Source organism: Solibacillus sp. FSL W7-1464 (genome assembly GCF_038004425.1).
GTDB lineage: Bacteria > Bacillota > Bacilli > Bacillales_A > Planococcaceae > Solibacillus.
Genome location: NZ_JBBORC010000001.1, coordinates 936,578 through 952,723 on the forward strand (window position 1 = coordinate 936,578; position 16,146 = coordinate 952,723).

Below are 16,146 nucleotides of genomic sequence, written 5' to 3' on the forward strand. Positions count from 1 at the left end.
CGGGATGCGATTTTCATCCGTTCAGGAGAAGGAAATCATTGAAGCTACAAGTGGAAAGTTTATCGGTTATATTGTAGATGCGGAAGTGGACGAAAAAGAAGGTGCCATTACTGCATTTATAATTTCTCCGCCAAAAAAGTTTTACCATTTATTTCAAGGGGAAGAGTTAGTTAAGAAAATTCTCTTTAGTAATATACTCACAGTCGGAAAAGATGTCATCTTAGTGAAGTCACCTGATGAATAGTTCACGCTATTCATTGAAAATTAAACTATCACTTGATACAATGAAAGAAACTATTGTTGTAAAGTTGGGAAAAAAGTGACGAAAATCATAGAAAACTTAAAACAGATTCAACATCAAATAGAAATTGCAAAACAGCGTGCCAATGGCGAACAGGCTGTCCGGATTATTGCTGTAACTAAAGAAGTGGATGTCAACCGGACGGAAGAGGCAATTGAAGCGGGCCTTATCCATTTAGGAGAAAATCGCCCTGAAGGCTTATTGAATAAGTTGGATTCGATCAACTCAGCTGTTTCCTGGCATTATATTGGTTCATTACAGACAAGAAAAGTAAAGCAAGTAATTGACCAGATTGATTATTTACATTCTCTCGATCGATTAAGTCTGGCACAAGAAATTGAAAAAAGAGCAACAAAACGGGTGAAATGTTTCGTGCAAGTAAATGTTTCCGGTGAGGAATCGAAACATGGCTTAACAAGAGAACAGGCGCTTGATTTTGTTAAGCAGCTTGAGCAATTTTCAAAAATTGAAATAGTAGGTTTAATGACAATGGCTCCTTTTACAGAAGATGAAACGATGATTAGACAAGTGTTTAAACAGTTAAAACAATTGCAACAAGAAGTGTCACAATTGAACATTCCAAATGTACCTTGTACTGAATTATCGATGGGCATGTCAAATGACTACGAAATTGCAGTTGAAGAAGGGGCAACATTTGTTAGAATTGGCACAGCTCTTGTTGGTTAAGGAGGATTAATATGAGCATTAAAAATATTTTTGACAAGTTCTTTTATTTAGAAGAAATAGAAGAAGATTATGCTCCTGCCCAAACGCAAACAGTGCAAAAACAAGCACCAAAAGCAGTTCAAAATGAACCACAGCAATTTTACCAGGATTTTGGACAAAAGCAGCAACCACAACTCATTCAAAACCGAATGAAGAAGGAGCGTAAAATGCAACAGCAACCACCACGTAATGAAGTCGTGATGCAAAATCATAATAATGTTGTGAGCCTTCAAGCTGCGTCTTCATCAAAGAATTCAAAGTTAGTATTATTAGAACCCCGCGTGTATGCAGAGGCGCAGGATATCGCAGAACATTTAAAAAATAAACGTGCTACCGTTGTTAATTTACAACGCATCGACCGGGATCAGGGGAAGCGAATAATCGATTTTCTGAGCGGAACAGTGTATGCTTTAGGTGGAGATATTCAGCGTATTGGAAATGATATTTTCCTATGTACACCAGAAAATGTGGAAGTATCAGGAGAAATTTCTAATTTAACGTTTGAGTAATTAAATTTTGTGAGGTAAAAACATGATTCTATTTTCAATTGTATCAACAGCATTTCTTGTTTACCGTTTTATGCTGATAGGATACATATTAATGTCTTGGGTTCCGGCACTGCAAGAATCGGCTGTTGGTCGTTTCCTGGAAACAGTATGTGAACCGTATTTAGGATTCTTCCGCAAGTTTATTCCACCGATTGGCATGATTGATATTTCGCCAATTGTCGGTTTATTCGCGTTAGTATTTATCGAGCGAGGCGTTTATGGCGTCCTAGCATTTTTCTTATAATCTAATTGAACTCCTGCCATTGTAGGAGTTTTCTTTATTTCCGGTCGTTTCGCCGTAATCGGATTGAAGCGGTTCAACAACCATTAGGTAATGGTTTTAAAATACCTGATTGCCTTATACATAAAATAAAAGTTTAATTTAATTTGAAAGTGGAAAAATTAGTAACACAGTTTAAAAGAAAGTAGGAATTGTGATGGAGCATTTAATCCAACATTTTCGTAAAGATGAACAACCTTTCATTGAGCAAGTCATTGGATGGCAGCGTGAGGTAGAAGATCGCTATGCTCCAAAATTGACTGATTTTTTAGATCCGAGACAGCGTTTTATCGTTGAATCTATTGTTCAGCAATCAGATGATTTCCATGTTTTCACAGAAGGGGTTTTTGAAGAGGCGGAACGTAAACGAATGCTGATTGCCCCTTCGTATTACGAGCCGGCAGAAGCTGATTTTCAAATTGCTGTGTATTCACTCAATTACCCGACGAAATTTGTCCAATTGCGCCATCCTGATGTTCTAGGTGCCTTATTATCAATTGGGCTTGACCGCAGCAAGTTTGGAGATATTCGACTTTCCGATAATACGGTCCAGTTTGCAATCGCATCGGAAATTGCGGATTATGTTCGTGCAAATTTAACGGGTATCGGCAAAGTTAAGGTTAGTGCTGAAGAGATGGATCCGACAACGCCGTATATTCAAAACGAAGAGCAATGGGTCGAAAGTTCGCATACGGTTTCATCGATGCGCCTGGATGTTGTGTTAGCGACAATCATCAATATCTCCCGTCAAAAATCACAAAGCCTGATCAATGCGGGTAAAGTGAAAGTTAACTGGACTGTCAGGGAAGCTGTAGCCTTTGAATTGCAGGAAGGCGACATTATTTCCGCAAGAGGATATGGGCGGTTAAAAGTCATCCTGACAGAAGGGCGGACAAAAAAAGACAAGATTCGATTACAAGTAGGACGTTTAGAGCAAAAAGTATAATTTTCAACTGTTTTTTAGGAAAACATGATGTTATTCCGAAAAGAAACGTTTATAATACTTGTAAGAATGTACGTAAAAAAGGAGAGTAGAACGATATGCCATTATCACCTCTTGATATACATAATAAGGAGTTTACACGCGGATTCCGTGGATATGCAGAAGACGAAGTAAATGAATTTTTAGATCAGATTATAAAAGATTATGAGATTGTTTTACGCGAAAAAAAAGAGCTCGAAGAAAAGATTAAAATGATGTCAGAACAAATGAATCATTACAATTCATTGGAAGACACTTTACAGAAGTCAATTGTTGTAGCTCAAGAGGCAGCTGGCGAAGTTCGTCGCAATTCCGAAAAAGAAGCAAAACTTATCGTTAAAGAAGCTGAAAAAAATGCAGACCGTATAGTAAATGATGCATTGGCAAAAGCAAGAAAAGTAACGATCGAGATTGACGAATTGAAAAAACAGTCGAAAGTGTTCCGCAACCGTTTTAAAATGTTGGTGGAAGCACAGCTTGATTTACTGAATACAGGCGACTGGGATCACTTACTCGAATATGACGTAGATTTAACGGAAATTCAGGACAACAATCGTAAAGAAATTAATGAAGAGAGTCAAAATGACGAAAATGCCGTTTATTAGTCAACGGTACTTGACATTTTATACAGCCTTTTCATATACTGAAAAATAATGAATAGGATGCACTTGCATCATGCTTTGACGGAGACAGTAAATTTAACATTGTGGTATAGCGATTCGAGGATGGTGAGAGCTCGAACGAAGCAAGTTAAATCGAAAATCACTCCCGAGCTAAATAACTGAAATTCGAGTAAGTTATTTCGTAGCACACGACGTTACAGTGTCTAATGAGGCTAATTTTATTTAGCGAATTTAGGGTGGTACCACGAGACTAATGCTCCTCGTCCCTTTTTACAGGGATTAGGGGCTTTTTTGTTGTTTAAAAGTTCCAAAACCCCTATTGGAGCATTAAAAGTATGACAATCGATGAAACGCATTCATTTTTGCTGAAACGTTGATTGGAATGGAGGGGAGGATGGAACGAATGCTAAAATCGTCACGTCCTGTGACAATGCATTCGTGACCAACATCGTGTTGGCCCCCGAATGGAAATCAACCATCAACAATCAGCACTCGATAAGATCACTAGGAGGAATTTACAATGGTAGAGTATAAAGACACATTATTAATGCCGAAAACAGACTTCCCTATGCGCGGCGGTTTGCCAACTAAAGAGCCGCAAGTTCAGGCACAATGGGATGAAATGGATATTAACAAATTAGTGCTGGAACGTACAAAAGACCGTCCGCACTATTTACTGCATGATGGCCCTCCATATGCAAACGGAGACATCCATATCGGTCACGCATTAAACAAAGTGATCAAAGACATGATTAACCGCCAAAAATCGATGTCAGGTTTCCACGTGCCATATATTCCAGGTTGGGATACACACGGTTTACCAATCGAACAGGCATTAACAAATAAAGGCGTTAAACGTAAAGAAATGTCGGTTGCAGAATTCCGCGAGCTTTGCGAAAAATACGCTTATGAACAGATCGAAAACCAAAAAAGCCAATTCCGTCGTCTAGGTGTACGCGGTGACTGGGAAAATCCTTATATCACATTAAAACCTGAATTCGAAGCACGCCAAATTGAAGTGTTCGGGAAAATGGCGGAGAAGGGCTATATTTATAAAGGCTTAAAACCGGTCTATTGGTCTCCATCTTCTGAGTCTGCATTGGCAGAAGCAGAAATCGAATATAAAGATGTTGAATCGTATTCAATTTATGTAGCATTCGGTATTAAAGACAGCAAAGATGTAGTACCTGCAGATGCTAAATTTGTCATCTGGACAACAACGCCATGGACAATTCCGGCAAACTTAGGGATTTCGGTAAATCCTGAATTCACATATGTTGTCGTTGAAACTAACGGCAGCAAATATATTGTTGCAAAAGATTTACTGGAAAAATTATCAGCGACATTTGGCTGGGAAGATGTTCAGATCGTTCAGGAAGTACAAGGCGAACAGCTTGACTTGATCGTTGCAGAACACCCAATTTACAAACGTGATTCACTAGTGATGGTTGGTGACCACGTAACTGCTGATGCCGGTACTGGTTGTGTACACACAGCACCAGGTCACGGTGAGGACGACTATCAGATCGGTAAACGCTATGGTCTGGACATTTTATCACCGGTAGATAACGGTGGCTGCTATACAAATGAAGCACCTGGCTTTGAAGGATTATTCTATGAAAAGGCAAATCCGGTTGTCATTGAAAAATTAAAAGAAGAAAATGCATTATTACAAGTTTCTAAATTTACACACTCATACCCGCATGACTGGCGTACAAAAAAACCGGTAATTTACCGTGCAACACCACAATGGTTCGCATCTGTTGAAATGTTCCGTGGGGAATTGCTGGATGCAGTAAAAGCGACAGAATTTACACCAAGCTGGGGTGAAACTCGTCTTTACAATATGATTCGCGACCGTGGTGACTGGGTAATTTCCCGTCAGCGTGCATGGGGTGTACCAATTCCGATTTTCTACGCGGAAGATGAAACACCGATCATCACACCGGATACAATCGCTCATATTTCAAAATTATTCCGTGAACACGGTTCAAATATTTGGTTCCAGCGTGAAGCGAAAGACTTGCTTCCTGAAGGCTTTACACATGAAGGCAGCCCGAACGGCAAGTTTACAAAAGAAAATGACATTATGGACGTATGGTTCGACTCAGGATCGTCACACCAAGGTGTCTTAGCAGAGCGCGGACTGAAATATCCTGCCGACCTTTATCTTGAAGGTTCTGACCAACACCGCGGCTGGTTCAACTCATCATTAATCACATCTGTAGCGATTAATGGGCATGCACCATATAAAGGTTTATTAACACATGGATTCGTATTGGACGGCGAAGGACGCAAAATGTCTAAATCACTTGGCAACACGATTGATCCGATCAAAGTGATGAACCAATACGGTGCCGACATTATTCGTATGTGGGTAGCATCTGTTGACTATACAGGGGACGTTCGTATTTCAATGGATATGTTGAAGCAAGTTTCTGAAACATACCGTAAAGTGCGTAATACATTGCGCTTCCTGCACGGAAATGTGACAGACTTTAACGAAACAACTGATCGTGTAGCATACGAAGAGTTACGCGAAATGGATCAGTATATGTACATGCGCTTACAGGATGTTGTGAAGACTATCCGTGAAGCATACGACCGTTATGACTTCTCAACTGTATACACAACGGTGAATAACTTTGTGGCAATCGAGCTTTCTTCATTCTACTTGGATATCGCAAAAGATGTAGTTTATATCGAAGGAACTGACAACAAAGACCGTCGTGCAATGCAAACGGTTATGTATGATACATTAATGGCATTAGTTAAATTATTAACGCCAATTATTCCGCATACGACAGAAGAGTTATGGAGCTACATCGAATTCGATGGTAAGCCGCAGTCTGTACAATTAACAGATTTCCCGGAAGTAGTAGAACAAGCAAACTTTGCAGACCTACGTGCGAAATGGGTAAAAGTAATTGCAGTACGCAATGAAGTGTTAAAAGCATTGGAAGAAGCACGTAATGCAAAAACAATCGGTAAATCGCTTGAAGCAAAAATTTCGGTTTATGCAGATAGTGAAACAGTCGAGCTATTAAATGATGCCAACATCGATTTTGCACAGCTTTCAATCGTATCTCAATTCATCATCGCAGGCAGTAAGGAACATGCACCTGCCAAAAGCTTAGTACTTGATAAAACAGCATTAGTTGTTGAAAAAGCAGACGGTGAAAAATGTGAGCGTTGCTGGACAATTTCAGAAACAGTCGGCGCAAGCGAAAACCACCCAACACTATGTAAACGTTGTGCAGATGTTGTAGAAAACTATTACGTATAAAAATTTGGAACGCTATTGCCATTTTGGTAATGGCGTTCCTTTATACTTTTTTTATTTTTCCGAAAAATAAAATATATAGGGGTTGTACATTTTGGAACAAATCGAACAAAAGCCATTAACTCCTGATACGTTTATGCAGGGGATAAAAGATTGTGTACCGACATTGCTAGGGTATATTAGCATCGGTCTTGCATTTGGGGTTGTCGGGATTGCTTCAGGGATTTCGGTATTGGAAGTATTTTTACTGTCGGTGCTTGTATATGCAGGGTCCGCCCAGTTCATCTTTTGCGGATTGTATTTAGCGGGAGCCCCTGTAACAGCAGTCATTGTCACAATTTTTATCGTTAATTTACGGCACTTGCTGATGTCACTGACAATTGCACCGTACTTCACAAAGTATTCTACGCTGCGTAATATCGGGTTCGGGACATTGCTGACAGATGAAACATTCGGTGTTTCCGTCGTTGCTGCAGGAAAAGAAGGTCGTCTTGGCGGAAAATGGATGGATGGATTAAACATAACGGCCTATACAACTTGGATAGCGGCTTGTACAATAGGTGGCATAATCGGGCAATGGCTGCCGGATCCGGAAAAATGGGGACTGGACTATGCTTTAGTGGCCATGTTTGTCGCACTTCTTGTTCTGACGCTTGCGAGCATTCCAAAAGAAAAAATAATGCACTACATAAAACTGATTGTCATTATGATCATCAGCATGTACGGGATGCTTTACTTGATGCCCGGGCATTTAGCTGTTCTGTTATCAACGATGATCGTTGCAACGATCGGGGTGGTATTGGAAAAATGACGACTTCGGTAGCGATGGTATTATTAATTTTAGGCTGTGCTTTAGTAACATGGATTCCTAGAATATTGCCGTTTATATTAGTGAAAAATATGAAGATGCCGAAAATCGTTCTGCGATGGCTTGCCTACATACCGGTTTGTATATTGTCCGCCCTCGTAATTGAAGGTTTCTTCGAGAAAGAAGAAGCAATCGTTACGGTTCAATGGCTGAATGTGATGGCGTTTATACCGACATTATTTGTTGCATTACTCACAAAAAGTCTATCGAAAACAGTCATTGCCGGTGTGGTGACAATGGCGGGGCTGCGGTTATTATTTGGTTGAAAGTTTGGGCTTGTTTAGTTGAATGTGACTAAATAAGCTTTTTTTATGAATTTAGTGGCCACCCTTTTATCAGCTAATGTGGATTTGAAAGTTGAGCCTTCCACAAATTAGTTGTGGAAGGTATTTTTGGCTCATCACCAAATGACTTTATCGTTATTGGTGAAGAATAAGGAAGCGTTTAGGCAATGCACTTGAGTTTTGATTAAGCTCAAGTGTTTTTTTTATGGGGGAAAAAAGTAGATACTCTCGGCTCGAAAGTGGAACCCGTAAACTTTATTAACCGATTACCTTACAAAGAATAAAAACGTCCTAAGAACAATCAATAAATTAATTAATCTAAATTTTTAAAATTTACTGTAAATTTTAAAAATTTTGTGATAACATACAAATTACAGTATTACTTTAATTTTTAAATAAAATTATAGTTTTACATTACAACCTAGATTTACTGGGGGTTAGGAATATGAAAGAAGTATCGACCAAAATTCGTGAATTAAGAATTGAAAAGGATTTAACTCTAAAAGAGATAAGTGAAAAAACAGGATTATCTGTAAGTTTTTTATCTCAGGTGGAGAGAGCTTCTTCGTCAATTGCAATAACTTCTTTAAAAAAAATTGCAGATGCGTTAGAAGTTCCAATTACTAGCTTCTTTGAAGATTTTTCGAATGAAAATTTTCAAGTGAAGAAAGAGGAACAGAAACCTTTTAAACTAGAAGGTTCCAGTGTTACTTATACAAGACTTGGTGGAGAGTTTTCAGGAAGAAGTATCGAGCCAATGCTTGTAACTTTCCCTCCAGGACCTACACCTGAAAAAACTTTCAGCCATCCCGGTGAAGAATTTTATTACGTACTCGAAGGAGAACTAATATTTGAGGTGGATGGAAAAGAATATGTAATAAAGCATGGGGACTCTATACATTTTCCATCAACTCTTTCACATTCGATGAGAAACCCATTAGAAGTAGATACTAAGGTCCTTAGTATAGTAACACCAGTTATTTTCTAATAACTGAATTTTATAGATTGATTTATTAAATATGAAAGGTGGCTGGATTATGAGAGTAGCAACAGATATTGGAGGAACATTTACTGACTTAGTTTATATCGACGAGCAAGGAAAAGTTGGTGTAGCAAAAAGTCACACAACTCCTCCTAACTTTGAAAATGGGGTGTTAAATGTTATCGAAGTAAGTGGTATAAAGACTGAGGAACTGGATACATTTATTCATGGAACAACGGTTATTATTAATGCTTTAACTGAACGTAAAGGTGTAAAAACAGGCTTAATTACAACAAAAGGATTCAGAGATGTTCTTGAAATTGCTCGTGGAAACAGACCCGATTTATTTAATATTCAGTATAAAAAACCTACGCCTTTCGTTCCACGATATTTACGTCAAGAGGTAACAGAACGCCTAAATTACAAAGGTGAGGTTATACAAGAATTAGAAACTGATAGAGTAAAAGAGATTATTGAATACTTCAAAAAAGAACAAGTGGAAGCTATTGCAGTTTCGTATCTACATGCTTACAGTAATCCGATTCATGAGATTGAAACAGTTAAACTTGTAAAGGAATTATGGCCAGAGGTTGCGGTGACAGCATCATATGAGGTAACAAGAGAGTGGAGAGAATATGAACGTACCAGTACAACGGTCCTAAATTCTTATGTAAAGCCAATTGCCTCATCTTATATAGAACGTCTTGAAAAAGAGCTAAGTAAACTCGATAATTCAGCTAATAAATATATAATGCAATCTAATGGTGGTACGACTACTTTCGAACAATCAAAACAAACTCCGATTAACATGGTGGAGTCTGGTCCTGTAGCAGGAATTTATGGCGCTGCTATATTAGGGAAAATTCTAGGTGAGGAAAACATCATAGCCTTTGATATAGGTGGTACAACGGCGAAATGTTCTCTAATTGATAGTGGTGAAGTGAAGGTAACAACTGAATACAATATTGAGCGTGATGATCGTACTGCGGGATATCCAATCAAAGTTCCAGTTGTAGACATTGTTGAGATTGGAAATGGCGGAGGATCAGTTGCATGGATAGATGATGGTGGTTCATTAAGAGTTGGACCTCAATCTGCAGGTGCATTACCTGGTCCAATTGCATATGGAAAAGGCGGAAAAGAACCTACTACTACCGATGCAAATTTAGTAACAGGAAGACTTTCACCTAAAAATTTTGATAATGAAGTGGATATGGAAAAAGTGAAGGCAGTAGTAAATGAAAAAATCGCTACCCAATTCAATATTTCAACTGATGAAGCTGCTTTAGGTATTATTCGTATTGCAAACTCAAATATGTTGAATGCTCTAAAATTAATTTCAGTTAGAAAAGGCTATGATCCGCGTGAGTTTACTTTAGTTGCATTTGGGGGTGGGGGATCTATGCATGCTCCCGCACTGGCTAAAGAATTAGGTGTTAAAAAAGTAATTGTACCAGTTGCTGCTTCGGTATTCTCTGCTTGGGGAATGTTAATGACAGATTTAAGACATGACTATATTCAAACATATATACGTCGTGTAGACACAATTGACTATGAAGAGTTTAACAATATTCTGGAGGATCAAGAAAGCAAGGCATTGGCTCAATATGCCGATGAAGGTGTAGCACCAGATCGGGTTATGTTTACTAGGTTTATAGATATTCGCTATATTGGGCAAGAGCATACGGTAAAAGTACCTGTACCAAATGGGAAGGTAACAAAAGAGGTAATGTTAGATGTGATACAAAATTTCCATAATAGACACGAACAATTATACACATTTAAGTTAGAAAATAATCCGACGGAAATTGTAAACCTACACTTAATTGCTTTTGGATCTGTAAAAAAACCTGAGTTATATAAAATGGATAATAATGGATTAGAATTACAAGAAGCACTAAAAGAAGTTAGACCTGTTTTATACGAAGAAAGCGGATGGATTGATACACCTGTATACGATCGAACAAAATTAAATCCAGATGCATTTTTAGAAGGTCCGGTGATTGTAGAGGAATCATCAGCTTCAACAGTAGTTTACCCTGGTCAGTCCGTAACAGTTGACTTATATGGAAACTTAATTATTGATATGGGGGTGTAAATAGATGGAGAAAACAATTTATCAAACAGCAACGAAAGTAGATGCATTTACATTAGATATTGTTAAGGATTCTTTAATAGCAATTGGAGAAGAAATGTTCTATGCATTAGCTCGTACTTCAATGAGTCCTATTATATATGAAGTTTTAGACTATGCGAGTGGTCTAACTGATTCAAAGGGACAACTATTAACTCAAGGTAACGGTGTAACTGGTTTTATTGGAATGTTAAGTTTTATGGTTAGAGAAACTTTAGAAAAGTACAATAAAAATGGAGATTTAAAACCTGGCGACATCATTTTAATTAATGATCCTTATGGTGGAGGCGGTTCCCATTTATGTGATGTGGGGTTAGTTATGCCTATCTTCTACGATGGGGAATTAATTGCATTTTCCGCTAATAAAGCCCATTGGACAGAAGTTGGAGGAAAAGACGCAGGTTCAATGTCTACAAATTCAACAGAGATTTACCAAGAAGGTTTACAATTCCCTTGTGTAAAACTTTACGATCAGGGAGTTTTAAATCAATCTGTTGTTGAAATAATTGCTGCGAATGTGAGATTTCCGGATTTATCATTAGGAGATATGTGGGCTCAAGTCGCTGCTCTAAAAACTGGTGAGAGACGAGTTCAGGAGTTATGCGAAAAATACGATAAAGAAACTGTTGTAAACTCTATTAACTATTTATTAGATCATGGAGAGCAGATTGCACTTAAATCATTAAAAAACCTACCTAAAGGAACATTTGAAGCGGTAGACTATATTGATGATGATGGAATTGAAAAAGGTCCTTTTAAAGTACAAGTAAAAGTTGAAATTACCGATACTGAGTTTATATGTGATTTCCGAGGAAGTCATCCACAAGTAACTGGATCGATAAATTGTACGTTAACCGGTCTGATTTCAGCAGTTCGAACTATTTATCTTGCTGTAACTAATCCATCACAAGATGTAAATGACGGCTCTTTCCGACCATTACGTGTAATTACTGATGCAGGTTCAATATTCAATGCAGTACGACCTGCACCAGTATCTATGTATTGGGAGTCAATGTTATTTGGAACAGACTTAGTTTGGAAAGCTCTAGCGCCATTAGTACCTGACCGACTATCTGCTGGGCACTTCTTATCGGTTTGTGTAGCTATTCTTGGTGGAAAACATCAAGATACAAATGAACCATTCTTAATCGTTGAACCATCTGTAGGTGGATGGGGTGGAGACAGAGAAAAAGATGGTGCCTCTGCTCAGTTCTGTATATTAGATGGCGAAACATTCAATATTCCAGTAGAAGTTTGTGAAACTAGAAATGGTGTATTAATAGATGAATATAGCTTAAATACCGATGGAATGGGTGCCGGCGAATTTAGAGGCGGTTATGGAGTTACAAGAGCCTACCGTTCTTTAACAGATAATCAGTACTTTACTGGTTCCTTTGGCCGTCATAAATATAACATATGGGGAACAAATGAAGGTAAAGAAGGTTCTACTAATTACTTTGAATTTGTTAAGAGTAACGGCGAAACATTCGGACCATATGGTAAGTATAATCAATTCCCGTTAAGTAAAAATGATGTAACAAGACTTGTCACTGGTTCAGGTGGAGGGTATGGGAATCCACTAGATCGACCTATCGACAAAGTGATATGGGATGTAAAAAATGAATACATCACAGTGGAACAAGCTGAAAAAGACTATGGTGTAACTTTCAACCCTGAAACACTAGAAGTTGTGGGGCTTTCTGCAGAGCGTCAACAAAAGGGGGGCGAATAAATGGAAATTGTATCAACTAGCGATGTGAAATCTAGCAGCCAAACAGAAGTCATTATGAAAACTATATTTGACGAAACGGTAATTGAAGGTGGAAGAACATCTTTTGGTACAGTAACTATTCCACCTGGTGCTAGAATTCCTCTAGAAGGTACTGGATCTCATACCCAGGATGAATATGGATTAATATTAAAGGGTTCTATGCTAACAATGAGTGGCGGAAAAGAATATAGAGTAGTTGCAGGACAAGCGACATTTATTCCACACGGAGAAAAACATTGGGCATATAATGATGGCCAAGAAGATTGTGAAATAGTATGGGCTCTAGTTTCTAGATAAATTACATGAGGGTGCTTCCTTCTATTATTACACTAATAATAGAAGGAAGCCTTTTTAAAAAGGAGAATGTTGAATTGATATACCGAGATCGTATCCGAAAAGCTCAGGAAGTTTTGAATGATTTGAATATAGATGCTCTTTTAGTAACGTCTCCAGCAAACTTTTTCTATTTCAGCGAGACATGGCTAGAATCACATGAAAGATTACAGGCGATTGTTATTAATAAAACAGGCCAGCCAATTATGCTTATACATGAAATGACTAAAGAAGAAATTACTAATCCAACGCTATTTCAAACTGTATTTTGGAAGGACGGCGATAAATCTATTGAGATTTTAGGAGAGTTTCTTCCTAATGAAGGGATTATTTCGATTGATAACCAGTGGCCAAGTCAAAATTTAATAAACTTAATTCAGCTTAAAAACAATATTAAATTTGTAGATAGTACTAGTATTATAGGTATATTAAGATTAAGAAAAGATTTACATGAGATAGAATTATTGAAAAAATCAGGGGCAATAGCTGACGAAGTTGTAGGTAAAACAATAGATTTTATTAAAGTAGGTATGACTGAATTAGAAGTTGTTGATGAAATCAAACGTTTGTTTGAGATGCATAATGTCAAAAAGATGTCTTTTAATCCTGTTGTAGGGGCAGGCAGAAATGGAGCAGTTCCTCACCATCATTCAGGTGAAACAAAAATTTCAGAGGGAGATATGGTGGTTATTGATATAGGAGGAATTAAAGATTTCTATTGCTCAGATATTACCAGGACTATATTCATTGGAGATAGTGTGACTGAGGAAATGCAGGCTGTATACAACACGGTTAAGTATGCGCAGGAAGAAGCAGTTAAAGCTATCAAACCTGGCGTCCCATTAAAAGAGATTGATAGAGTAGCAAGAGATATAATTACTGAAGCTGGTTATGGCGCTCAATTTACACATAGGACAGGTCATGGTTTAGGTATAGAAGTACATGAGGAGCCATTTGTGACATTTAATAATGATCAACTTCTTGAAGAAGGCATGGTGATAAGTGTAGAGCCGGGAGTATACCTTAGCGGAAAATTCGGAGTCAGAATTGAAGATATTGTAGTGGTTACACAATCTGGTTTTGAACGTATTAATAATTATCCGAGAGAGCTAGTTATAAAAAAATAGATTGCCGTTAAAGAAGTCTGAAAATTCAGAAAGCGAGTGAATGAAATGAGCGAACTAGAAAAAAAATCAGCAATTGGGAAAGATGAAGCATTAGCTGCAGTACCTTTAAATGAAAGGCAACATTGGATGACACCAGCCATGATCTTTGGCGGTCTAGAGTTTACAATACCTGTTTTAATGGTAGGGGCTTCTCTTGCAGGAGGTTTTTCTTTAACAGAGATTTTACTAATAGTAGTACTGTCTATGGTTGTATTTCAATGGCCGGTAAACTTTATACAAGGTTATATGGGTGCAAAAACAGGTCGTGCATCTTCAGTTATTGCAAAATCAAGCTTCGGTTCTCTACAAGCTAGATTTATTGTAGGATTAACTATTTTTATCGTATCTATGGGATGGTGGGCACTTCAAACTGCGGTTGCAGGTAATGCTATATCTGCGATGTTTGGAATTAACTATACTACAGAGTGGGGTGCGTGGGCTTTAATTACCGTGATAGCTGGAGCATTATTTGCCCTTCCGGCGATAATTGGTTACTCATCAATGAAGTGGACTGATTATATTGCTGTGCCAGCTGGACTTATTTTAATAATCGGTGGAATTTATTTAGCATTTAAGAATATAGGTTGGGACACAATTACTTCTTGGAATCCTGAACCAAATATGACGATTCTTGCAGCGATAAGTCTTGTTATTGGGGTTAACGTTTCGCAATGGGTTATAGCATCGGACTATACTAGATATGCGAAGCCGAAAGTGAAAGATAATTTATTAATACCTTTAGGGATTATTGGTGTAGGAATTCCATTATTTTATGTTGGGGCAATTATGTCTGTTGGTGTAGGAGAAGCAGATATAGTAACTGTTATGTTAAACATGGGCTTCCCTGTTTGGGGCTTCCTAATCTTATGGTTTGCGACGTGGACTAGCCAAATTGTAAATAATTATAGTATGGGATTAGCGTTAGCGAACATGTTAAATGTAAACTCTGGAAAAGGGCGAGCATTACTAACTTTAGGAGGAACAATTATCGCAATTGTCATAGCTCTTGCAGGAATCTTGGATTACTTCACAGATTTCTTATATATGACAGCATTGATATATCCAGCAATTGCTGGGGTAATGATAAGCGATTTCTTCTTAGTACGTAAACAACAATGGGTTGAAAATGAAGGTTGGAATTGGATGGCGACTATCGCTATTATTGTAGGTACTTTTGTGGGATATCTTACTCAATATGTATATCCATTTGGATTACCAGCTGTTCAATCATTACTAGTTTCTATTGTTGCATATTATGTTGCTATGAAAATAAAAGGATCAGTTTCACCAGATCAATTTACAAAAGTTGATATAGAGGACAATCCACAGGGACGGTTATCATAACATATTATAGGTAATTTTATAAGTATTTCACAATATTTTAAATCCTTTGTATAAGAAAAATCTTGTACAAAGGATTTTTTTCCATTTTCATCCCTAAAACACCACAAAATATTTTTTTCAAGTCTTTTAAAAATGTAGGATTGGCCTATGGTTAGCACTACTTTTAGGGGGAATCGGCTAGTTAAAAATGAGTTTTTGAATACCCATTTTCCGAGTGAAATTTTGTTTTGGCTGATTGAAGAAAGGGGAAGAATGTTGCGGTAATATTGATTATTTCCTTTTATAGAAGAAAAGAACCACTAACAAAGACAAGTATGGTGATCCTATGCCTCGCAAGGCGAGATCAATGAGCACTATAGGGATTTATCATGTGATGCTGAGGGGCGCAAATCGACAGGGAGTGCTTGAAATGGTAGTAGAAATTGAGAAATCGGTATTAATTTAAATTATGGAAGAGCTTGTGGAATTAAGATCTCTAACTAAAGGAAAATTATTAAACAAATTAATTTTTAAAATAATAG

15 protein-coding genes and 1 other annotated feature are annotated in these 16,146 nt (G+C 37.7%); all 15 genes read left to right on the plus strand.

Features of this window, described 5'->3' with window-relative positions:
- Nucleotides 1-4: 4 nt before the first annotated feature.
- The 15 genes from MKZ25_RS04440 to MKZ25_RS04510 all read left to right on the plus strand — a co-directional run bounded on the left by MKZ25_RS04440 (nucleotide 5) and on the right by MKZ25_RS04510 (nucleotide 15,625).
- On the plus strand, nucleotides 5-244 hold the full coding sequence (locus MKZ25_RS04440) for a PRC-barrel domain-containing protein (protein WP_079525038.1): 240 nt from the start codon (nucleotides 5-7) through the stop codon (nucleotides 242-244).
- Between the two features lie 75 nt (nucleotides 245-319).
- A complete protein-coding gene (locus MKZ25_RS04445) occupies nucleotides 320-988 on the plus strand; it encodes a YggS family pyridoxal phosphate-dependent enzyme (protein ID WP_340800347.1) in 669 nt (222 codons plus the stop codon).
- 11 nt (nucleotides 989-999) lie between these two features.
- A complete protein-coding gene (locus MKZ25_RS04450) occupies nucleotides 1,000-1,536 on the plus strand; it encodes a cell division protein SepF (protein WP_340800348.1) in 537 nt (178 codons plus the stop codon).
- A gap of 22 nt (nucleotides 1,537-1,558) precedes the next feature.
- On the plus strand, nucleotides 1,559-1,819 hold the full coding sequence (locus tag MKZ25_RS04455) for a YggT family protein (RefSeq protein ID WP_340800349.1): 261 nt from the start codon (nucleotides 1,559-1,561) through the stop codon (nucleotides 1,817-1,819).
- A 193-nt stretch (nucleotides 1,820-2,012) separates the two neighbouring features.
- Complete coding sequence (locus MKZ25_RS04460) at nucleotides 2,013-2,801, plus strand: YlmH family RNA-binding protein (protein ID WP_340800350.1); 789 nt, start codon at nucleotides 2,013-2,015, stop codon at nucleotides 2,799-2,801.
- Between the two features lie 95 nt (nucleotides 2,802-2,896).
- Nucleotides 2,897-3,442, plus strand: a complete 546-nt coding sequence (locus tag MKZ25_RS04465; RefSeq protein WP_340800352.1) for a DivIVA domain-containing protein — start codon at nucleotides 2,897-2,899, stop codon at nucleotides 3,440-3,442.
- Between the two features lie 66 nt (nucleotides 3,443-3,508).
- Nucleotides 3,509-3,731 (plus strand) — a binding site (T-box leader).
- A 249-nt stretch (nucleotides 3,732-3,980) separates the two neighbouring features.
- Nucleotides 3,981-6,746: an isoleucine--tRNA ligase gene (gene ileS, locus MKZ25_RS04470; RefSeq protein WP_340800353.1), complete on the plus strand. Its 2,766-nt coding sequence runs from the start codon at nucleotides 3,981-3,983 to the stop codon at nucleotides 6,744-6,746.
- Between the two features lie 133 nt (nucleotides 6,747-6,879).
- Nucleotides 6,880-7,554, plus strand: a complete 675-nt coding sequence (locus MKZ25_RS04475; protein WP_340802973.1) for an AzlC family ABC transporter permease — start codon at nucleotides 6,880-6,882, stop codon at nucleotides 7,552-7,554.
- Entirely contained in the window at nucleotides 7,551-7,877 is a 327-nt protein-coding gene (locus tag MKZ25_RS04480; RefSeq protein ID WP_340800355.1) for an AzlD domain-containing protein, read from the plus strand. The genes MKZ25_RS04475 and MKZ25_RS04480 overlap by 4 nt, the downstream gene beginning before the upstream one ends.
- Before the next feature lie 463 nt (nucleotides 7,878-8,340).
- Nucleotides 8,341-8,883 carry a helix-turn-helix domain-containing protein gene (locus MKZ25_RS04485; protein ID WP_340800357.1) on the plus strand — a complete coding sequence of 181 codons (543 nt, stop codon included), beginning with the start codon at nucleotides 8,341-8,343 and terminating at the stop codon, nucleotides 8,881-8,883.
- A 49-nt stretch (nucleotides 8,884-8,932) separates the two neighbouring features.
- On the plus strand, nucleotides 8,933-10,975 hold the full coding sequence (locus tag MKZ25_RS04490; RefSeq protein WP_340800359.1) for a hydantoinase/oxoprolinase family protein: 2,043 nt from the start codon (nucleotides 8,933-8,935) through the stop codon (nucleotides 10,973-10,975).
- Between the two features lie 4 nt (nucleotides 10,976-10,979).
- Nucleotides 10,980-12,743, plus strand: coding sequence for a hydantoinase B/oxoprolinase family protein (locus tag MKZ25_RS04495; RefSeq protein ID WP_340800361.1), 1,764 nt, complete (start codon nucleotides 10,980-10,982; stop codon nucleotides 12,741-12,743).
- Nucleotides 12,744-13,079: a cupin domain-containing protein gene (locus MKZ25_RS04500; RefSeq protein ID WP_340800362.1), complete on the plus strand. Its 336-nt coding sequence runs from the start codon at nucleotides 12,744-12,746 to the stop codon at nucleotides 13,077-13,079.
- 74 nt (nucleotides 13,080-13,153) lie between these two features.
- Nucleotides 13,154-14,242 carry a M24 family metallopeptidase gene (locus tag MKZ25_RS04505; RefSeq protein WP_340800363.1) on the plus strand — a complete coding sequence of 363 codons (1,089 nt, stop codon included), beginning with the start codon at nucleotides 13,154-13,156 and terminating at the stop codon, nucleotides 14,240-14,242.
- 45 nt (nucleotides 14,243-14,287) lie between these two features.
- Nucleotides 14,288-15,625: a purine-cytosine permease family protein gene (locus MKZ25_RS04510; RefSeq protein WP_340800364.1), complete on the plus strand. Its 1,338-nt coding sequence runs from the start codon at nucleotides 14,288-14,290 to the stop codon at nucleotides 15,623-15,625.
- Nucleotides 15,626-16,146: the final 521 nt, after the last annotated feature.